Genomic DNA, 19,306 nt, shown 5'->3' on the forward strand with positions numbered 1-19,306 from the left:
ATCCTGTGCGCCGACCTTTTTGCAATAAATGGAGTGAGATGACATGAGCGCAATCGTTGACATCGTCGGTCGCGAGATCCTGGACAGCCGCGGCAATCCGACCGTCGAATGCGACGTGCTGCTGGAAAGCGGCGTCATGGGTCGTGCGGCCGTACCCTCGGGCGCTTCTACCGGCTCGCGCGAAGCGATCGAGCTGCGCGACGGCGACAAGAGCCGCTACCTGGGCAAGGGCGTGCTGAAGGCCGTCGAGCACATCAACACCGAGATCTCCGAGGCCGTGCTGGGCCTGGACGCCTCCGAGCAGGCCTTCCTCGACAAGACCCTGATCGACCTGGACGGCACCGAGAACAAGAGCCGCCTGGGCGCCAACGCGATGCTGGCCGTCTCGATGGCCGTGGCTCGTGCCGCTGCCGAGGAATCGGGCCTGCCGCTGTACCGCTACTTCGGCGGCATGAACGGCTGCCAGTTGCCGGTGCCGATGATGAACGTCATCAACGGCGGCGAGCACGCCAACAACAACCTCGACCTGCAAGAGCTGATGATCATCCCCGTCGGCGCGCCGAGCTTCCGCGAAGCGCTGCGCTGGGGCGCCGAGGTCTTCCACGCACTGAAGAAGATCCTCAACGACAAGCACATCAGCACGGCCGTCGGCGACGAAGGCGGCTTCGCCCCGAGCGTCGAGAACCATGAAGCCGCGATCCAGATGATCCTGGAAGCGATCGACAAGGCTGGCTACACCGCCGGCGAGCAGATCGCCCTGGGCCTGGACTGCGCCGCCAGCGAGTTCTACAAGGACGGCAAGTACGTGCTGGAAGGCGAAGGCGGCATCAGCCTGACGAGCCAGGAATGGACCGACATGCTGGCCACCTGGGTCGACAAGTACCCGATCATCTCGATCGAGGACGGCATGGCCGAAGGCGACTGGGACGGCTGGAAGATCCTGACCGACCGCCTGGGCAAGAACGTGCAGATCGTCGGCGACGACCTCTTCGTCACCAACACCAAGATCCTGAAAGAAGGCATCGAGAAGGGCATCGCCAACTCGATCCTGATCAAGATCAACCAGATCGGCACGCTGACCGAGACCTTCGCCGCCATCGAGATGGCCAAGCGCGCCGGCTACACCGCCGTCGTCTCGCACCGCTCGGGCGAAACCGAAGACTCGACGATCGCCGACATCGCCGTCGGCCTGAACGCCGGCCAGATCAAGACCGGTTCGCTGAGCCGCTCGGACCGCATGGCCAAGTACAACCAGCTGCTGCGCATCGAGGAAGACCTGGGCGACATCGCCGTCTACCCGGGCCGCGCTGCGTTCTACAACCTCAAGTGAAATGATGCCCCTCGTCCAACCGGCCCACGCTGGACGCGGGACCGGCTGGCCGGTCCCCCGAGGGGACGCCGATGCTCGCGGGGCGTTCCCCGCGAGCACATCGGCTCAAGCCGCCCTTGGGGCGGCCCGGCGAGCGGCTTGAGTTTCTAAGCGGCTAAACTCCCGCCCGTGCGCGCGCTCACCCTCGTCCTCATCCTCTTCGTCGCAGGCATCCAGGCCGAACTGTGGATCGGCAAGGGAAGCCTGCCGTACGTCGTCACGCTGAAGAGCGAGCTCGCCCAGGCCGAGGCCGCCAACGTGCAGGCCCGTGCCCGCAATGCGCAGTTGCAAGCCGAGCTGCGAGACCTCCGCGAAGGTCTGGAGATGGTCGAGGAAAAGGCCCGCTCCGAGCTGCGGATGATCAAGCCCGACGAGATCTACGTCCAAGTTCATCACTGAGATGGCGGGGCTTCTGGACTGGGTCGGCCTGCCGGCCTTCACGCTGCTGGGCAGCCCGATCACCTGGACCGAGGTGATCGCCTTCGTGCTGTCGATCTGGATGGTCGTCTGCAATATGCGGGTCCATGTGCTGGCCTGGCCGCTGGCGCTGGTGTCCTCGCTGCTCTACTTCCTGCTGTTCTGGAGCGGCAAGCTCTATGGCGAGGCCTCGTTGCAGCTGCTGTTCGCGGCGCTGGCGATCTGGGGCTGGTGGCAGTGGCTGCGCGGCACCGATGGCGAAGGCCATGCGCTACACGTGCGCCGGCTCGATCGGCAAGGCCTGACCCTCGCGCTGCTCGTCACGCTCTGCGCCTGGCCGCTGCTGGGCCTGTTCCTGAAGCACCAGACCGATTCGCCGCTGCCCTACTGGGACGCCTTCCCCACCGTCGCCAGCCTGCTGGGCCAGTGGCTGCTGGGCCGCAAGTACCAGGAGAACTGGCCGGTCTGGGTGCTGGTCAACACGGTCAGCGTGGCGCTGTTCGCGTTCAAGGGCTACTGGCTCACCGTCGTGCTCTACGCGGTGTTCATCCCGATGTCGGTGGCCGGCTGGCGGGCCTGGCGCCGGCAACTCGTCCCGGCGACATGAAGATCGCGATCGTCGGTGCCGAGAGCACCGGCAAGACCGTGCTGGCGCAGGCGCTCGCGCAGGAGCTCGCCCGATCGACCGGCATGCGATGCATCGCCGTGCCCGAGCTGCTACGCGGCTGGTGCGAGCGCGAAGGCCGCACGCCGCGGCCCGACGAGCAGGCTGCCATCGCCGCCGAGCAGGCCGCCGCGATCGATGCCGCCGCGCTGACGCACGACGTCGTCGTCTGCGACACGACCCCGCTGATGACCGCGATCTACAGCGAGTACATCTTCGGCGACCGCTCGCTGATCGAGCAGGGCCAGGCCTTCCACCGCCGCTGCGACATCACCTTGCTGACCGCGCTGGACATCGACTGGGAGTTCGATGGCCTGCAGCGCGAGGGCCCGCACGTGCGGCCACCGATCGACGCGCTGATCCGCCGCGCGCTGATCGAAGGCGGCCTCGGCTGGTCGATCGTCAGCGGCCAGGGGCGCGCACGGCTGGACTCGGCGCTCGATGCCGTCACACGGCTGCTCGCCCGGCCGGGCACCGGCCTGTTCACCCGCCTCGAAAACCGCCAGGCCGCCCTGCCCGACTGGCGCTGGCAGTGCGATTGCGATGTTCCGGAGTGTGAACACCTGTCGTTCCAGCGTCACAATGCGCCGGATGAAGACCTGCGCTAGCCGATCAGCCATCCTTTTCGCTTCCCTGCTGCTCGCCGCCTGTGCGGCGCCTCCGCCTCCACCACCGCAAGCCCCGGTCGAGCTGCGCATCCTGGCGCTGAACGATTTCCACGGCAACCTGCTGCCTTCCGCCGAGGGCATCAAGGTGCGCGATCCGCAGGACCCGACGAAGAAGATCACCGTGCGCTCTGGCGGCGCCGCCTGGCTGGCCAGCACGGTCAAGGAACTGCGCGCCGGACATCCGAACAACGTCTTCGTTGCCGCCGGCGATCTGATGGGCGCGAGCCCGCTGCTGTCTGCGCTGTTCAACGACGAGCCGACGATCGAGGCGCTGGGCGGCATGGGCCTGGCGCTGTCATCGGTCGGCAACCACGAGTTCGACCGCGGCGCCGATGAACTGCTGCGCCGTCAGCATGGCGGCTGCCACCCGGTCACTGGCTGCCAGGGCGGGCACACCTTCGCCGGCGCGAAATACCAGTACCTCGCGGCCAGCACCGTGGTCGAGGCTACCGGCAAGACCCTGCTGCCGGCCTACGAGATCCGCCGCTTCGAGGGCATCCCGGTCGGCTTCATCGGCCTCACGCTGAAGGGCACACCCGGCATCGTCAACCCCAGCGGCGTCGCCGGCCTGCGCTTCGACGACGAGGCCGAGACGGTCAACCGCCTGGTGCCTGAGCTGCGCGCGCAGGGCGTGGAGGCCATCGTCGTGCTGATCCACGAAGGCGGCTTCCCGACCGGCGGCTACAACGAGTGCCCCGCCCTCTCCGGCGCCATCGTGGACATCGTCAAGAAGCTGGACAAGGCGGTGGACCTCGTCGTCAGCGGCCACACGCACCAGGGCTACAACTGCCGCATCGACGGCCGCCTCGTCACCAGCGCCGACAAGTACGGCAACCTCGTCACCGCGATCGACGTCAAGCTCGACCGCAAGACCGGCGACGTGATCTCCGCGCAGGCCGAGAACGTGCTCGTCGACCATGAGCGCTTCCAGCCCGACCCGGACACCACGCAGCTGATCGCCGGCTACGAGAAGCTCTCGGCGCCGCTGGTGCACCGCGTGGTCGGCCACATCAGCGAGACCTTCACCCGCGAGCCCGACGCCGCCGGCGCGACGACGATGGGCCAGCTGATCGCCGACGCGCAGCTCGCCGCCACCCGCCGCGCCGCCAAGGCGCAGATCGCGCTGACCAATATCGGCGGCGTGCGCTCGGAGCTGAGCTTCCATGACAGCGGCGCCGTCAGCTACGGCGAGGCCTTCACCGTCCAGCCCTTCTACAACAACCTGATCACCTTGACGCTCACCGGAGCGCAATTGCGCCAGGTGCTGGAGCAGCAGTGGCTCAACCAGCCGAAGTTCCGGCCGCTGCAGGTTTCTCAGGGTTTCAGCTATCAGTGGGACGCGAACCGACCGGTGGGCCAGCGCATCACCGCCGCCAGCCTGGACGGCCAGCCGCTGCGCGACGACACGAGCTACCGCGTCACCGTCAGCGCCTTCCTCGCCTCCGGCGGCGACGGCTTCCCCGGCTTCACCGCCGGCACCGTCGCCCTCACCGGCATGATGGACATCGACGCGCTGGAGCAGTTCCTGTCCTCGCAACCGCTGACGAAGCCGAGCGCGCGCGACCGGGTGATGCGGATCAACTAACGTGCCCGTAGGTTGGAGTGAGCATCGCGAACTCCAACAGAGCGTCAAGCCATCAGGCGTTGGAGTTCACTGCGTTCACTCCAACCTACGTCGTGGTCTTTCATTTCAGCAAGCTCACATAGTCCAGCAGCTGCGCCCCGCCCGCACTACCCAGCGGGATCAGCACGGCCTTCAGCATCGGCTGGTCGAACAGCCCTGCCAGCGCACCGCCGTTCATCGTGCGGACCTCGGCGATCAGTGCCTCGAAGGGTGCGACCAGCTCGGCCAGCGGGCCTTTCTGGCCCTTGAGCCAGCGCAGGTCGGCGCTCATGTGTTCCAGCGCGTGGCTGCGCGTGTTTTCCACCGCGTTCTTCAGCAGCGCGCTGAGGAAGATCAGCAGCAGCAGGTAGGCGCTGGCGGTGAGCGCGACGGCGGGCGTCATCGACCAGTTGTCGAACACGCGGCTGCGGGCCAGCAGCAAGATGCCCAGCACGACGAAAGGCCCGATCACCAGCGGCGCGATGCGGCTGGTGCGGCGCGCGACGAGCTGCATGTCGATCCAGTCGTCCAGCAAGGTGTGGACGCCGTCGGCCGCGTTGTCGGGCGTGCGTTCGTGCGGCTGGCGCTGCATCGTGCGGCACCAGAGCTGCGCGCGTGCCGCATCGCCCAGGCCCTGCGCGAAGCGCAGCAAGGTGGCGCGCGGGTAGTAGCTGCGGCCCTGGTCGAGATGGATAACGAAGCGGTAGACCAGCAAGGTCGCGTCGGCCACCAGCACGACGGACAGCGGCAGCAGCAGAAGGATCAGCGCCAAGGTGGCGAGCACCAGGCGCTGGTGGTAGAGGCCACGCACCGGCACGTCGATCAGCCGTGTGCCGCCAAGAATGCCGGCGATGTTCGCGCTGCCGCCGCTGAACACCCACCACAGCAGCAGCGCCAGCACCGCCGTGCCGACGTAGCTCGCGGCGATGCGCACCATGCGAGGCCGGCCGGCACCGCGCCAGCGGTATTCGCGCCACAGCAGCGCCACGTCGGACGAGCGGCTCTCCGGCCGCCGCCAGCGCATCACCGACACGTGGCGCAGCCAGGCCCAGGCCGAGGTGTAGCGCGGCAGCATGGGCATGCAGAGCCACTCGGTGTCCTCGTTCAGCGAGTTCAACACCTGGTCCAGCGCGACGTCCAGCGACCAAAGGATCGCCACCACGGCCGCCAGGTGCAACAGCTCGGTGGGCCAGGCGCTGATGCCTTCGAACCAGGCGATCGTCTCGCCGCCGGTCTCCTCCACGCCCTGCAGCCGCCAGACCAGCGCCACCGCGCAGGCGCACATCAGCAGCACGATCACGAAGTAGACCGGGCTGCTCAGCAGCGGCCGCCGGGGCCGCGCGATCCGCGCCGCGGGCCGGCCGGCGATGCGGCGCGCGCCCTTCAGCAGCAGCCGCCCGGCCAGCAGCAGATAGGGCCCCAGGGCCAGCGCCGCCAGCACGAACACGAGCACCGCGAGCCAGGGCTTCTCGACGAAGACATCGCGGCGCAGGAAGGCCACCATCATGCAGAAGGCATAGACCAGCGCGACCAGGTGCATCGAAGCCAGCACCACCGCGGCCTTGCGCATCGGCCGGCGGTTGCGGTCCTCGTCGAAATTGACGATCGTCGCGCGCAGCGCCCGCAGCGAGGGCGTGGACGGCCAGAACAGCAGCGCCATCATCAGGAGCGCCAGCAGCATGCCGGCGATCAGGCCCTGGCCGCGATCGGCCTTTCCTGACAGCAGCTTGGCGGCGGGGCTGTCCAGCATCACCGCCTCGGTGCGGCCGATCTCGTAGAGCAGCGGCTTCTCCAGCCGACTCTGCACGTCGCGCGCCTCGTGCAGCCGGCAGGCGCGGTCCAGGCAGGCGGCCTGGCGCGCGGCGAGGTAGGCGGCGCTCTGGTAGACGTCGCGGAAGTAGCTGCTGGCCGGCTCGATGCCGTGGCCGCTGTCGCGCCGCGTGCCCTGCACTTCCAGCGGCAGGCTGGTCGCGACGATCAGGTTGCGGGTGAAGGGCAGCACGCGCGGGTGGACGAAGCGCGCGTCCATGTCGGTGGTGAAGAAGATCCGGTCCTCGAAGCCCGCGTGCAGCGCCTGCAGTACCAGCAGCTTGTCATGGACGTCGAAGCCCACGACGCCGATCGCGGCGATCGGCGGCTTGCCCGGGTCGGCATCGCTGTCCTTCAGCGCATCGCTCAGGCGGCGCAGGTAGTCGAGCTGGTCGCGCGCCTCGGGCCATTCGATCGCCGCCGCAGGGTCGGCACTCGGCTTCGCGGCAGCCACGGCCGCGTCGCGCGTGGTCACGCCATCGATGCCGCGGAAGTAGTAGGCCGGCTCCAGCAGCAGCCGGTAGCGGGGGCCTTCGTCGTCGGACTCGCTGTCCAGCCGACGGCGCGCCTCGGCCAGCAGCGCGCGCGCATAGGCCGAGTCGTGCTCGGTGACGATGACGACGCGGCGCGGCTTGCCCGGCGGCAGCCGGCGCTTGATTTCCTGCACCAGCAGGTCCATCAGCCGGTCGTCGGTGGCGATCGTGCGTTCGAAGGACACCTTCGCCTCGCCCGGATGATCCGGGTGCAGCACCTCGTCGAACTTGCGGCTGAGGAAGCTCTTGACGCTGGCGCCGCCCAGCTCGGGCAGGTATTGCTCGGCGGCCGTGGAGGCGGCGCTGAAGAAGCGCCCGCCGGCCAGCAGCGCGTAGCCTTGCTGCAGTTCGTTGAGCCCCGGCCCTGCGCCACGGCAGCGGGCCGCAGCGCCCAGGCCCTGGTAGCGCTCCGGCCGATCACCGGCGCGGTCGAGGTCGCGCAGCGCGGTGCGCAGTGCGTCGGTGGACGAAGGGCCGATCACCGCCAGCTGCGGATCCGCGCGCACGCTGCCGGGCGGCGCTGCGCAACTCCATTGGCCGTACAGCTGCGTCATCAAGAGCGCCAGCGCATCGAGCTTGGGGCTGGGCAGCGCGCTCTCGTCCACCCACATCACCAGCACGCGGCGGAAGCTGCCGTCCTTCAGCGTGACGACCGGCGCGCTGCTGCGGTCCGGGCTCAGCACTTCGAAGGGCACGTTGAAGCGCTGGTCGATGCTGTCCTTCTTCAGCGCGGAGGCGTCCTGGCGTGAGGCGATCAGCCGGTGGTCGATCGACATCAGGCCCATGTGCTCGGAATCGTCGGGCACGAAGCCGGCTGACATCAGGCCGCTGAGCACCGCGTAACGCGTGCGCCGCCGGCTCTCCTCGGCGCCGACGAAGGGGTGGCCCGGCACCAGCGCGGCCAGCAGCAGGGTCTGCTCGGTCTGCGCCGCCTGGCGGGCCTGCTCGAACGCAGCATCGGACACGCCGGCATCGCGGTGCGGCTCGGCCAGCCAGCGGCGCAGCAGCGCATTGCGCAGCACGTCCGGCGTGTCGCCCAGCGGCTTCAGGCCCTTGCAGCGCTGCAGCGCGGCGGCATCCAGCCCCAGCTTGCCGCAGCGCTCGTCACGCTCGGCCTGGTAGCGGCGCAGCGCGACGAAGGGGTCTTCCCACAGGCGCGCGTCCACCGGCAGGTCGCGGCTGACGGTCGCCTGCGCGCGCTCCTTCTCGGGCGGGCGCAGCACGTCGAAAGCCTTGGGCACCAACTGCGTGCTGGCGATGAAGGCCAGCAGCACGGCGATGCCGGCCCAGGGGATGCGGCTGCTGCGGGTGGCATCGTCCGCCATGCTGAGAACCTCCGGCACGCTCAGGGAAGAGCATCCCGGACCATCTCAGTTCAGGCGCGCGGGGTCAAGCCGCGCGCTCCACCGCATTGAGGACCTTACTGAACGGCGTCCGAGCCGCCCGCCTGGGCCAGGCTGTCGGAGAACAGCTCGCCCACGTCCACGCTGTCGAAGTGGTACTTGAGGCCGCAGAACTCGCAGCCGATCTCCACGTCGCCGCGCTCGGCGATGACGCTGTCCACCTCCTCGCGGCCCAGGCCCTTGAGCATCTGGCCCACGCGATGGCGCGAGCAGGTGCAGGCGAAGCGCGGCTGCTGCGGCTCGAAGCGGCGCACGTCCTCTTCCCAGAACAGGCGGCGCAGGATCGTGTCCGCGTCCAGGGTCAGCAGTTCCTCGGCGGTCAGCGTCGCGGCCAGCATCGAGATGCGGTTGAAGGACTCCGAGAGGCCGATGTCGTCCTCGTTGCGCGCGCCCTGGCCTTCGAGGTTGCCCTCGCCCTGCACCGGCAGGCGCTGGATCAGCAGGCCGGCGGCGACCTCATCGTTGGCGGCCAGCACCAGCTTGGTGTCGAGCTGCTCGGACTGCAGCATGTAATGCTCCAGCACCTCGGAGAGCTTCTGCAGCGGCTCGCGCTGGTCGCCGTGCAGCGGCACCACGCCCTGGTAGGGCTGCTGGCCGGGCAGGCGGTCCTTCGGGTCCAGCGTGATCGCGCAGCGGCCCTGGCCGTGGACGTTCAGCATCGCCTCCAGGCGCGCGCCGTCCGGCACCTCGCCGACGACCTTGGCCATTGCGCGAAAGCTCAGGTCCGGCTGCACCTCGGCCACGGCCAGCTTGACCGGCCCGTCGCCGAAGATCTGCAGCACCAGCGCGCCGTTGAACTTGATGTTGGATTGCATCAGCACGCCGGCCGCGGCCATCTCGCCCAGCAGCGCGCGCAGCTCCGGCGGATGGGCGCCCGCGGCCTCGCGGCGGCGCAGCACCTCCTGCCAGCCCTCGGTCAGGCGGACCAGCATGCCGCGCACGGGCAGGCCTTCGAACAGGAATTTGTGCAGTTCACTCATGGCTTTATTTCTTGCTTACTTCAGTCTTTTGAGCCCGTCACGGTAGCGGGCGGCGTTCTCTATGTAGTGGCGACTGGTCAGTTTCAAAGCCTCGATCTGCGCCGGCTCCAGCGCGCGCACGACGCGGGCCGGGCTGCCGACGATCAGCGAGCCGTCCGGGAACTCCTTGCCCTCGGTCACCAGCGCACCGGCGCCCACCAGGCAGTGTCGGCCGATCTTGGCGCCGTTCAGGATCACCGCGCCGATGCCCACCAGCGAGTAGTCGCCCACCGTGCAGCCGTGCAGCATCACCTTGTGGCCGACGGTCACACCCTCGCCCAGCGTCAGCGGAAAGCCCATGTCGGAGTGCAGCACCGAGCCGTCCTGGATATTGGAGCCGGCGCCCAGCGTCAGCATCTCGTTGTCGCCACGCAGCACCGCGTTGAACCAGATGTTGACGCCTTCATGCAAGGTCACGCGGCCGAAGACCTCGGCGCTGTCGGCCACCCAGGCGGATTCGTGAACGTCGGGGACCAGATCGCCCAGTTGATAGATCGCCATGCCGCCATCGCCTCCGCTTGGGCAAAGCGGCGATTTTAGAGGCTGCCCGTGACGCTACGCAGGCGCTCCAGCCCGCTGCGGCTGATCGGCACCAGGGCGCCGCTGCGCAGCCGCGCCGCATGGCCCTCGCTGCCATGGCGCTCGATCGCAGCCAGCGCGGCGACGTTGATGATGGCCGAGCGGTGCACGCGCACGAAGGCGGCCGGGTCGAGCTGGGCCTCGATCTCCGAGATCTTCTGCAGCTTCAGCCGGCTGCGGCCCTGGGCATGGACGGCCAGGTAGTCGCCCTGGGCCTCCAGCCAGTCGATCTGCTCGACCGGGATCACGTGGACCTGCTCGCGCTCGCGGATCAGCAGGCGCTGCAGGTATTGCCCGCCGCGCGCGGCCACGGCCAGCGCCTGCGGGTCGATGGCCGCGGCCTGGCGCAGTTGCGCAGCGCGAGCCAGCGCCGCGTCGAAGCGCTGCTGCGAGAAGGGCTTCAGCAGGTAGTCGACCGCATGCAGCTCGAAGGCCTTGATCGCATGCGCATCGAAGGCGGTGGTGAAGATCACGCCGTGGCGCCGGCCGCTGAGCTCCAGCACCTCGATGCCGGAGAGCCGCGGCATCTGGATGTCGAGAAAGACCAGGTCCGGCGCCAGCGCCTCGATCCGGGCCAGCGCAGTCTCGCCGTCCTCGCACTCTGCCACCAGGCGGATGTGCGGATGCGCGCCGAGGTACTCGGCCAGCAGGCGGCGGGCCAGCGCCTCGTCGTCGGCGATCAGGGCGGTGAGCATCGTCGTCATCGGGGCATTGTGGCGGGCAGCAGCAGCGTCACGACGAAGTCCGTGCCAAGACGCTGCCAGGCGATGCGCGCCTGCGGGCCATGCAGCGCCTCCAGCCGGCTGCGCAGGTTGCGCAGGCCCAGGCCGTGGCCGGGCTGCGGTGCCGCCAGCGGGTCGACCGGGTTGCTAACCTCCAGCTTGAGCTGACCCTGCTCGATGCCCGCCGCCAGCCGCACCGTGCCGCCGCCGGCCAGCGGGCCGATGCCATGCTTGATCGCGTTCTCCAGCAGCGGCTGCAGGCTCATCGCCGGCACCAGGCAGGCGCGCACGGCCTCCTCCACCTGCCACTGCAGCGCCAGCTTGGCGCCGAAGCGCCGCAGCTCGATGGCGGCGTACTGCTCGCACAGCGCCAGCTCGTCGGCCAGCGGCAGTTGCGGCCGATCGGCCAGGGCCAGGGTGGCGCGGAAGAACTGCGCCAGCTCGATAGCCATGTCGCGTGCCGCGGCGGGCTCGATCTGCGTGAGCGCACTGATCGAGTTCAGGCAGTTGAACAGGAAGTGCGGATTGACCTGCGCGCGCAGCAGCTGCAGCTCTGCCTCGCGCGCCAGCGTGCGTGCCTGTTCCGCCGCCTGTGCGGCCTGGTGCGCGCGCTCCACCGCCAGCAGCACCTCGTGGGCCAGCAGCGCCAGCAGGTAAAGCAGCCCGCCGGCCGCGAACAGCATCAGCCAGGCCGCTGGCGTCAGCACCAGCAGCGGCGCCGCGCCGATCAGCGTGCCGAGCGAGTTCCAGGACACGGCCAGGCCCAGCCAGCTCAGCGCCGCCACCACCGGCGCCGCCGCGTAGAGCGCCAGTAGCGCCGGCCAGCGCCGGTCCGCAAAGCCGCGGCACAGGAAGTAGGACGACAGCGCCACAAAGCCGTACACCACGCAGACCGGCAGCGCGAACAGCAGCGCGCGCGGCCAGGGCCCCTGGCCCGAGACGCTCAGCAAGCCCGCCAGCAGCGCGCCCACGCCCAGGCAGGCGCCCATGAAGCCGAGCAGGCGGCGGTAGTCGGCAAAAACCGGATGCATCAGGCAGGGTGCATCAGTTGCGGATCGTCACGCTGCCCATCACGACCTCGCCGCCGATCTGCAGCCGCCCGGCGGGCGCGACCGGCGGCACCGTGCGGTCGTCGACGCCGGCCAGCACATGCTCCGCCCGCACGCTGACTGCCCAGCTGCGCGGCACCTTGATCTCGATGCCGCCCATGACGACCTTGACCAGCAAGGCGGCGTCGCCCGCGATGGCCGCATCGCGCAGGTCGAGCTCGATGCTGCCCATCACGGCGCTGAGTTCCCCGCCCTGGAAGTTCTGCGATGCGTTGCTCAGGACCTGGCTGCCCAGCGTGGTGGAGACGTCCACGCGATCGCTGTTGTCGACGTGCGTGCTGGTGCCGAGCCCCGCCGGCAGCGCCATGCCATGGCGTCGCGCCCAGCGTGCCTCGCGCCGCAGCTGGCGGCGCTGCCAGCGCTGCCCGTCCCAGCGGCTGCCGCGCAGCAGCATGCTGGCGCCGCCGATGATCAGCAGCACCGGCCACCAGTCGCGCCAATGGAGATACAGATAGCCGAGGTTCTGGGCCGTGAGCAGCAGGCCGACGAAGATCAGCGCGGCGCTGCCGAAGAAACTGCGCCAGCTGAACAGGCGCACGACGCCCAGCACCACCAGCACCATCGGCCAGTAGGGGCGCAGCACGCCGGCATCGAAGAGCCGGGCGTTGTCCAGCAGGGCGACGAGGCCCACGCCGATGATGAAGAGGCCGATGACGAGCCGGCTGAGCTGACGGTGGAACACGGTGGGCTCCCGAAACTAAAGATTGGAAAGTGCGCGCAGCATCCCAGATTGCCACTCAGGGCGCAGCCGCTTTTCGGTCAACGGACGGAAGCCCTCGACGAACGTCGGCGCGGCGCGCTTCTAAAATGGCCCGATGACCGCCGCCACCTCCCAGTACGAAGATTTCATGCGCCACGTGTTCGAGCACGGCGCCACCAAGAGCGACCGCACCGGCACCGGCACGCGCAGCGTGTTCGGCCACCAGATGCGCTTCGACCTGAACCAGGGCTTCCCGCTGGTGACGACGAAGAAGGTGCACATGAAATCCATCGTGCTGGAGCTGCTGTGGTTCCTGCGCGGCGATTCCAACGCCCGCTGGCTGCAGGAGCGCGGCGTGACGATCTGGAACGAATGGGCACGGCCGGACGGCGATCTCGGCCCTGTCTACGGCGTGCAGTGGCGCTCCTGGCCGACGCCGGACGGCGGCCACATCGACCAGATCGCCGAAGTCGTCAAGCAGCTCAAGACCAACCCCGACTCGCGCCGCATCATCGTCAGCGCCTGGAACGTGGCCGACCTGGGCAAGATGGCGCTGATGCCCTGCCACGCTTTCTTCCAGTTCTACGTGGCCGACGGCAAGCTCAGCTGCCAGCTCTACCAGCGCAGCGCCGACATCTTCCTGGGCGTGCCCTTCAACATCGCTTCCTACGCCTTGCTCACGCAGATGCTGGCCCAGCAGTGCGACCTGGAACTGGGCGACTTCGTCTGGACCGGTGGCGACTGCCACATCTACAGCAACCATTTCGAGCAGGTGCAGACCCAGCTGGCCCGCACGCCGCTGCCCTTCCCGAAGCTGCACATCAAGCGCCGCCCGGCCTCGATCTTCGACTACGAGTACGAGGACTTCGAGCTGCAGGGCTACGAATCGCATCCGGCCATCAAGGCGCCCGTGGCGGTATGAGGCTCAGCCTGATCGTCGGCCTCGGCCGCAATCGCGAGATCGGCCGCGACAACGGCCTGCTGTGGCACCTGCCCGGCGACCTGCCGCGCTTCAAGGCGCTGACGATGGGCCATGCGGTGATCATGGGCCGCAAGACCTGGGATTCGCTGCCCGAGCGATTCCGCCCGCTGCCGGGCCGGCGCAACATCGTGCTGTCGCGCCAGCCGGCGCTGCAACTGGCCGGTGCCGAGGTGTTCCGTACGCTGGAGGAGGCGCTGGCCGCCTGCGCGGGCGACGCCGACGTGTTCGTGATCGGCGGCGCGCAGATCTACACGCAAGCGCTGCCGCTGGCCGACAGGCTGGAGCTGACCGAGGTCGAGGCCGATTTCCCTGACGCCGACGCCTTCTTCCCGGCCTGGGATCGCAGCGCCTTCGAGGAGACGGCGCGGGCGACGCAGATGTCAGCCGAGGGCTGGCGTTATGACTTCGTCACGTATCAGCGCAAATAATCCGTTACCTGCACGACAGACAAACACCAATTCTTCCTCGAGGGAACACACCATGTCCGGACAAGGCTTCCACGTCCACGGCCCGCACGATCACGAGATCGAGCACGTGGCGCAACACGGCTCGCACGACTCCTTCGCCAGCAAGGTGGCGGTGATGACCGCGCTGGTGGCGACGATCGGCGCGATCTTCGGCTACATGGGCGGCCTGACTCAGGCGAACGCGGGCCTCTACAAGAACGACGCAGCGATCCACAAGACCGCGGCGTCCAACCAGTGGAACTACTTCCAGGCAAAGAGCAGCAAGCAGAACATGGCCGAGCTGGCGATGGACCTGAGCACCTCCGAGGAACAGAAGGCCAAGTACCGGGACAAGATCGCCCGCTACGAGAAGGAAAAGAACGAGATCAAGGACGAGGCCGAGAAGCTGGAGAAGGAATCCCAGGAGTGGGACGAACGCAGCGAGAAGGAGCTGCACGAGCACCACCGTTGGGCCCAGGCCACCACGGCCCTGCAGATCTCGATCGCCATGGCGGCGATCACGCTGCTGACGAAGAAGAAGTGGCTGGAGAACCTGACGATCGTCGCCGCGCTGATCGGCATCGGCCTGGGCGTCGTCGCCGCGCTGCACCACTGAGCGGTGTCGCCGTGGGGTCAGGTCATGCCAAAGTGCATCGCCTGCAAGATAGGGATGAACAATATTTCAGGGGTTGAAGTCTGATCATCTGAAGCACGATGGCATCTGTCGTGATTCGGAGAGTGGACCATGCCAACGCTGCCCAAGCTGACAGCCCCTGTGGACCTCGGACGTCGCCTGGCCGTGTTCTGGCTGGGCGCTCTGGGCGCGATGGGCACACGAAGTGCCTTCGCGGCGACCGAACCACGCGTGCTGCGCGCCTTAGTCGAATCCTGGCCGCCGTATGTCTATCCGGGAAAAGGCAACGAGGTGCGCGGGCTCGATGCGGAGCTGCTGCAGGCCATCTGCCAGCAGGCGGGATTCAAACTCGTGTGGGTGCGGACCCCGCAGGCGCGGCGCCGGCGCCGCTTCCAGGAACTGCTGGACGACCGCTTCGACGTCGTGTTCTCGGCCACGCCCATCGCACGCGACATCGATTCGGTCCAGTACACCCGCCCCTACCGGCAGGAGGTGATGATGGTCGCGGCGCCTGCGGTGCACGATGCGGCCCTGGATGAACTGCGAAGTTTCGAAGACGTTCTCGACAGACGGGTTCGACTGCTCTGCCCCGACGTCGGTGGCCTGGGCAAGGAGTTCGAGGCGAGCCGCGCCCAGCTCGAAAGCGCTGGGCTTCTCGTGCGATACCCGACGACGCGCCAGGGCATCGACATGCTGCGCGCCGAGCGGGCGCAGCTCATCATCGGGGACTCCCGCGATCTCCAGGAGCAATCGCGCCTGCTCGCCTTCCCCTTGGTCCAGCAGCCCTACGGCCTCAGCGCCGAGCCGGTGAGCCTGATGCTGAGCCGCCGGCGCCTGAATGCGGCCGATGTGGAAGCGATCGACCAGGCGATCGAAGAGCTTGAACGGCGCGGCGTTCTCCGCGCGATCCGCGACCGCTATGCACTGGTTCCGCCAGGAACCGTGCCGGCTACGCCACCTTGAACACCGCCACCACCTCCGACAGTCGCTGCGCCTGATCGCGCAGCGCCAGCGCGGCGGCGGCCGATTCCTCCACCAACGCGGCGTTCTGCTGCGTCATCTGGTCCAGCTGGGCCACGGCCTGGTTGACCTGGCTGATGCCGTCGCGCTGTTCGGCCGAGGCGGTGGTGATCTCGCCGATCAGGGTCGACACCTGCTGGACGCTGGTGACGATCTCGCTCATCGTCTGCCCCGCCTGCGCCACCTGATGCGAGCCGGACTCCACCGTCTGGACGGACTGGTTGATCAGCGCCTTGATCTCCTTGGCCGCCTCGGCGGAGCGCTGGGCCAGGCTGCGCACCTCGGAAGCGACGACCGCGAAGCCGCGGCCCTGCTCGCCCGCCCGTGCCGCCTCGACGGCCGCATTGAGCGCCAGGATATTGGTCTGGAAAGCGATGCTGTCGATCGTGCCGATGATGTCGCCGATCTTGCGCGATGAGTCGGTGATGGCCTGCATGCTGCCCACCACCTGGCCCATCGCCTCGCCGCCGCGGGTCGCCACCTTGGCCGCCGTGGCCGCCAACTGGTTGGCCTGGCGCGCGGTATCGGCCGACTGGTTGACCGTGCCGGTCAGCTCTTCCATGCTGGACGCGGTCTGCTGCAGGTTGGAGGCGGTCTGCTCGGTGCGGGCGGACAGGTCGTTGTTGCCGGTGGCGATCTCGGTCGACGCGGTGGAGACGGAATCCACGCCGCTGCGCACATCGGTCACCACGCGACGCAGGCGCGCCGCCATGGCCGACATCGTGCGCACCAGCATGCCGAACTCGTCCTGCCGATCGGCCTGCAGTTCCTGCGTCAAATCACCATCGGCGATCGCGTGCGCCATCTTCACGGCGCTGTCCAGCGGCTGGGTGATCGAGCGCACCAGCGCAAGCACGAACAGGATGCTCAGCCCGAACACGACCAGCACGCTGGCGGTCTGGAAGAGGACCCGACGCTGGCTGTCGCCCTCCAGCTGCGCGCGGATGGCATCGCGCTGCTGTTCCTGCACCGTGACGAACTTGTCCAGCGCCTCGAGGTAGGCGGCCATGCGCGGCCGGTACTCCTGCTGCATGTAGGCCTGCACGGCCGTCAGGTCGCCGGCATCGCGAAGCTCCTTGATCTTCGGAGCCAGCCCGCGCACCGCGGCGCGCGCATCGGCCACGACGGCCAGGGCCGCCTTGTCGGCGTCCGAGGTCGCCTCCTTCACGATCTTTTCCTGGATCGGCGTGATGCGCGCGGTCAGCGCGGCGACCCGCGTGTCGAAATCTTCCTTGAGCGCCAGGTCGGAGGTGCCCGCGGCGCTGCTGGACATGGTGACCGCAACCTCCGCCAGGCCGCGCCAGCGCACGGCCGCAGTGATGGCTGACTCGTACTGGCTGATCATCTGCGCCGCCTGTTCGTTGGCGCGCCGGCTGCTGTATTGCCCCCAGACGGCCACGGCCGTCAGCAGCAGCAGAAGCCCCAGGATCACGAGCCACAGCTTGTGCGCCACGCGCAGGTTGTTGAAATTCATCGCTTGTCTCCTCTTCTTCTCGCCTCGGTCGGCCCGAGTGTAGGCATGCGTGGCGCCCCGGCAAGTGTCAAGACCTGACCCCTGCCCCGACTCCTGCCCCGCCGGCTGCATAAGCTTGCTCGAATTCCGAAGTTCGCACGAGGCCCCTGCGTTGATAGCCTCGAAAGGATTTCCTCATCACCCACGCTAGCTCCTCATGACTACAACGACGACGAGAATGACCCGGACGGCAGCCGCCCTCCTTGCCGCCGGCCTGCTGCTGCAGGCCTGCAACGGCAGCGACGACACGCCCGCCGTGGCCGCCAGGCCCACCGCGCTGGCCAAGCGCCCGAACATCCTGTTCATCATGGCGGACGACCTCGGCTATTCCGACGTCGGCGCCTTCGGCGGCGAGATTTCCACACCGAATCTCGACGCGCTGGCCGCCGCCGGCCGCCTGCTGACCAACCACCACACCGGCACCGTCTGCGCGATCACGCGCTCGATGCTGATCTCGGGCACCGACCACCACCTCGTCGGCGAAGGCACGATGGGCGCGCCCAGCGACGAGCGCCGCGGCCTGCCCGGCTACGAGGGCTACCTGAACGACCGCTCGCTGTCGCTGGCCCAGTTGCTGAAGGACGCCGGCTATCACACCTACATGGCCGGCAAGTGGCACCTGGGCTCCAACATCCCGGCCACCGGCGTGGCTGGATCGGTACCAGGCAGCTCGGGCCAGACGCCCGACCAATGGGGCTTCGAGCAGAGCTACGCGCTGCTCGGCGGCGCCGCCACCAACCACTTCGCCCATGAGACCGCCGGCTCCAAGAACTACACCGAAAACGGTGCCTACGTGCAGCCCGGCCAGCCGGGCCAGCCCGGCGGCACCGGCGGCAGCCCGGCCATCTTCTACTCGACCGACTTCTACACCCAGCGCCTGATCAGCTACATCGACAAGAACAAGGGCGACGGCAAGCCCTTCCTCGCCTACGCGGCCTACACCTCGCCGCACTGGCCGCTGCAGGTGCCCGAGCCCTGGCTCAGCAAGTACAAGGGCAAGTACGACGACGGCTACGAGGCGATCCGCGCCGCCCGCATCGCCAAGCAGAAGCAGCTGGGCCTGATCCCGCAGGACTTCGCCGCCTTCGAGGGCGAGCCCGACGCCACCGCCTCCACGCCCGCCACCACCAATAACGGCAGCGCCTCGGCCAAGTACATCAGCGCCGTCCACACGGTGGCCGATGGCTACTCGGACTACGGCGCCGGCCGCGTCAACAAGAAATGGGCCAGCCTCACCGCGCTGGAGAAAAAGTCACAGGCCCGTTACATGGAGATCTACGCCGGCATGGTCGAGAACCTCGACTACAACATCGGCCTCCTGATCCAGCATCTGAAGGACATCGGCGAGTACGACAACACGCTGATCGTGTTCCAGTCCGACAACGGCGCCGAGGGCTGGCCGATCGCCTCCGCGACGACCGACCCGCGCGCCACCGACGAGGCCAATGCCGCCGATGCCGTCTACGCCACCTTGGGCACCGACAACGGCCTGACCTCCGCCAAGCGCCTGCAGTACGGCCTGCGCTGGGCCGAGGTGAGCGCCACGCCCTTCCGCCAGAGCAAGGGCCACTTCGGCGAAGGCGGCTTCGGCGCGCCGCTGATCGTGCACCTGCCCGGCCAGACCAAGGCCGAGGCCCAGTACGCGCAGTTCACCCACATCACCGACCTCACCGCCACCTTCCTCGACGTCGCCCAGGTCACGCTGCCGACCACGCCCGCCCCGGCGCTGATCAACAGCACGACCGGCGTCGACCAGAACAAGGGCAAGGTGGTCTACGACAACCGCTACGTCTACCCGGTCACCGGCAAGACGCTGCTGCAGGTGCTGCTGGGCAACAAGACCGACACGGTGCGCACCGCCGCCTTCGGCGAAGAAAGCTACGGCCGCGCCCAGATCACCAGCGCCGACGGCAAGTGGAAGGCCCTGTGGACCGAGCCGCCGGTGGGCCCGCTGGACGGCCACTGGCAGCTCTACGACGTCAGCAAGGACCGCGGCGAGAACATCGACCTGTCGGCCAGCAACGCAGCCCAGCTGAAGGCACTGACGGACCAGTGGAACAGCTACATGACGAACGTCGGCGGCGTGGAACCGCTGCGCCCGCAAGGCTATTACTGA

General features: G+C 68.5%; 17 protein-coding genes. 10 read left to right on the forward strand and 7 right to left on the reverse strand.

Translation table 11 applies throughout. The features are described from left to right. Positions 1-43 precede the first annotated feature (43 nt). The 5 genes from eno (at position 44) to SNE35_RS14850 (ending at position 4,703) form a co-directional block, all read left to right on the forward strand. Positions 44-1,330, forward strand: coding sequence for a phosphopyruvate hydratase (gene eno / locus SNE35_RS14830; RefSeq protein WP_320423687.1), 1,287 nt, complete (start codon positions 44-46; stop codon positions 1,328-1,330). 168 nt (positions 1,331-1,498) lie between these two features. After that, a complete protein-coding gene (locus tag SNE35_RS14835) occupies positions 1,499-1,768 on the forward strand; it encodes a septum formation initiator family protein (RefSeq protein WP_320423688.1) in 270 nt (89 codons plus the stop codon). 1 nt (position 1,769) lies between these two features. Next, complete coding sequence (pnuC, locus tag SNE35_RS14840; protein ID WP_320423689.1) at positions 1,770-2,393, forward strand: nicotinamide riboside transporter PnuC; 624 nt, start codon at positions 1,770-1,772, stop codon at positions 2,391-2,393. Then, positions 2,390-3,058: an ATP-binding protein gene (locus SNE35_RS14845; protein ID WP_320423690.1), complete on the forward strand. Its 669-nt coding sequence runs from the start codon at positions 2,390-2,392 to the stop codon at positions 3,056-3,058. The genes pnuC and SNE35_RS14845 overlap by 4 nt, the downstream gene beginning before the upstream one ends. Continuing rightward, the gene (locus SNE35_RS14850) at positions 3,042-4,703 is read left to right on the forward strand and encodes a bifunctional metallophosphatase/5'-nucleotidase (RefSeq protein ID WP_320423691.1); all 1,662 of its coding nucleotides are present in this window, start codon (positions 3,042-3,044) and stop codon (positions 4,701-4,703) included. Before SNE35_RS14845 ends, SNE35_RS14850 begins: the two co-directional genes overlap by 17 nt. 100 nt (positions 4,704-4,803) lie before the next feature. Here SNE35_RS14850 and SNE35_RS14855 read toward each other — a convergent pair whose 3' ends face one another. The 6 genes from SNE35_RS14855 to SNE35_RS14880 all read right to left on the reverse strand — a co-directional run bounded on the left by SNE35_RS14855 (position 4,804) and on the right by SNE35_RS14880 (position 12,577). Then, entirely contained in the window at positions 4,804-8,388 is a 3,585-nt protein-coding gene (locus SNE35_RS14855; protein ID WP_320423692.1) for a hypothetical protein, read from the reverse strand. A gap of 95 nt (positions 8,389-8,483) precedes the next feature. Further along, the gene (gene hslO / locus SNE35_RS14860; RefSeq protein WP_320423693.1) at positions 8,484-9,446 is read right to left on the reverse strand and encodes an Hsp33 family molecular chaperone HslO; all 963 of its coding nucleotides are present in this window, start codon (positions 9,444-9,446) and stop codon (positions 8,484-8,486) included. Positions 9,447-9,461: 15 nt separating this feature from the next. Then, positions 9,462-9,986: a gamma carbonic anhydrase family protein gene (locus tag SNE35_RS14865; RefSeq protein WP_320423694.1), complete on the reverse strand. Its 525-nt coding sequence runs from the start codon at positions 9,984-9,986 to the stop codon at positions 9,462-9,464. A 35-nt stretch (positions 9,987-10,021) separates the two neighbouring features. Continuing rightward, a complete protein-coding gene (locus SNE35_RS14870; RefSeq protein WP_320423695.1) occupies positions 10,022-10,768 on the reverse strand; it encodes a LytR/AlgR family response regulator transcription factor in 747 nt (248 codons plus the stop codon). Continuing rightward, on the reverse strand, positions 10,765-11,817 hold the full coding sequence (locus SNE35_RS14875) for a sensor histidine kinase (protein ID WP_320423696.1): 1,053 nt from the start codon (positions 11,815-11,817) through the stop codon (positions 10,765-10,767). Before SNE35_RS14875 ends, SNE35_RS14870 begins: the two co-directional genes overlap by 4 nt. A gap of 13 nt (positions 11,818-11,830) precedes the next feature. Continuing rightward, positions 11,831-12,577 (reverse strand): LiaI-LiaF-like domain-containing protein, encoded by a 747-nt coding sequence (locus SNE35_RS14880; RefSeq protein WP_320423697.1) that lies wholly within the window; start codon positions 12,575-12,577, stop codon positions 11,831-11,833. Between the two features lie 133 nt (positions 12,578-12,710). Between SNE35_RS14880 and SNE35_RS14885 the strand changes: the two genes are divergently transcribed. From SNE35_RS14885 to SNE35_RS14900, 4 genes are all read left to right on the forward strand, one after another. Then, positions 12,711-13,517 carry a thymidylate synthase gene (locus SNE35_RS14885; protein WP_320423698.1) on the forward strand — a complete coding sequence of 269 codons (807 nt, stop codon included), beginning with the start codon at positions 12,711-12,713 and terminating at the stop codon, positions 13,515-13,517. Continuing rightward, positions 13,514-14,005, forward strand: coding sequence for a dihydrofolate reductase (locus SNE35_RS14890; protein ID WP_320423699.1), 492 nt, complete (start codon positions 13,514-13,516; stop codon positions 14,003-14,005). The genes SNE35_RS14885 and SNE35_RS14890 overlap by 4 nt, the downstream gene beginning before the upstream one ends. 52 nt (positions 14,006-14,057) lie before the next feature. Then, complete coding sequence (locus SNE35_RS14895) at positions 14,058-14,639, forward strand: DUF4337 domain-containing protein (RefSeq protein WP_320423700.1); 582 nt, start codon at positions 14,058-14,060, stop codon at positions 14,637-14,639. Positions 14,640-14,768: 129 nt separating this feature from the next. Beyond that, positions 14,769-15,620, forward strand: coding sequence for a substrate-binding periplasmic protein (locus SNE35_RS14900; RefSeq protein WP_320423701.1), 852 nt, complete (start codon positions 14,769-14,771; stop codon positions 15,618-15,620). Here SNE35_RS14900 and SNE35_RS14905 read toward each other — a convergent pair. After that, the gene (locus SNE35_RS14905) at positions 15,607-17,151 is read right to left on the reverse strand and encodes a methyl-accepting chemotaxis protein (protein WP_320423702.1); all 1,545 of its coding nucleotides are present in this window, start codon (positions 17,149-17,151) and stop codon (positions 15,607-15,609) included. The two genes, SNE35_RS14900 and SNE35_RS14905, sit on opposite strands and share 14 nt — an antisense overlap. A gap of 217 nt (positions 17,152-17,368) precedes the next feature. On the opposite strand from SNE35_RS14905, the gene SNE35_RS14910 reads away from it, so the two are divergent. Continuing rightward, the gene (locus SNE35_RS14910; protein ID WP_320423703.1) at positions 17,369-19,306 is read left to right on the forward strand and encodes an arylsulfatase; all 1,938 of its coding nucleotides are present in this window, start codon (positions 17,369-17,371) and stop codon (positions 19,304-19,306) included.

It is taken from the genome of Roseateles agri, assembly GCF_034043675.1.
Taxonomy (GTDB): Bacteria; Pseudomonadota; Gammaproteobacteria; order Burkholderiales; family Burkholderiaceae_C; genus KK5.

What these genes read in the sequence shown, in the direction of transcription:
- SNE35_RS14900 (WP_320423701.1), top strand. Translation starts at nt 14,769, where the DNA reads ATGCCAACGCTGCCCAAGCTGACAGCCCCTGTGGACCTCGGACGTCGC.
- SNE35_RS14855 (WP_320423692.1), bottom strand. Translation starts at nt 8,388, where the DNA reads ATGGCGGACGATGCCACCCGCAGCAGCCGCATCCCCTGGGCCGGCATC.
- SNE35_RS14870 (WP_320423695.1), bottom strand. Translation starts at nt 10,768, where the DNA reads ATGACGACGATGCTCACCGCCCTGATCGCCGACGACGAGGCGCTGGCC.
- SNE35_RS14890 (WP_320423699.1), top strand. Translation starts at nt 13,514, where the DNA reads ATGAGGCTCAGCCTGATCGTCGGCCTCGGCCGCAATCGCGAGATCGGC.
- SNE35_RS14895 (WP_320423700.1), top strand. Translation starts at nt 14,058, where the DNA reads ATGTCCGGACAAGGCTTCCACGTCCACGGCCCGCACGATCACGAGATC.
- pnuC (WP_320423689.1), top strand. Translation starts at nt 1,770, where the DNA reads ATGGCGGGGCTTCTGGACTGGGTCGGCCTGCCGGCCTTCACGCTGCTG.
- SNE35_RS14865 (WP_320423694.1), bottom strand. Translation starts at nt 9,986, where the DNA reads ATGGCGATCTATCAACTGGGCGATCTGGTCCCCGACGTTCACGAATCC.
- SNE35_RS14875 (WP_320423696.1), bottom strand. Translation starts at nt 11,817, where the DNA reads ATGCATCCGGTTTTTGCCGACTACCGCCGCCTGCTCGGCTTCATGGGC.
- eno (WP_320423687.1), top strand. Translation starts at nt 44, where the DNA reads ATGAGCGCAATCGTTGACATCGTCGGTCGCGAGATCCTGGACAGCCGC.
- SNE35_RS14845 (WP_320423690.1), top strand. Translation starts at nt 2,390, where the DNA reads ATGAAGATCGCGATCGTCGGTGCCGAGAGCACCGGCAAGACCGTGCTG.
- SNE35_RS14905 (WP_320423702.1), bottom strand. Translation starts at nt 17,151, where the DNA reads ATGAATTTCAACAACCTGCGCGTGGCGCACAAGCTGTGGCTCGTGATC.
- SNE35_RS14910 (WP_320423703.1), top strand. Translation starts at nt 17,369, where the DNA reads ATGACCCGGACGGCAGCCGCCCTCCTTGCCGCCGGCCTGCTGCTGCAG.
- hslO (WP_320423693.1), bottom strand. Translation starts at nt 9,446, where the DNA reads ATGAGTGAACTGCACAAATTCCTGTTCGAAGGCCTGCCCGTGCGCGGC.
- SNE35_RS14850 (WP_320423691.1), top strand. Translation starts at nt 3,042, where the DNA reads ATGAAGACCTGCGCTAGCCGATCAGCCATCCTTTTCGCTTCCCTGCTG.
- SNE35_RS14885 (WP_320423698.1), top strand. Translation starts at nt 12,711, where the DNA reads ATGACCGCCGCCACCTCCCAGTACGAAGATTTCATGCGCCACGTGTTC.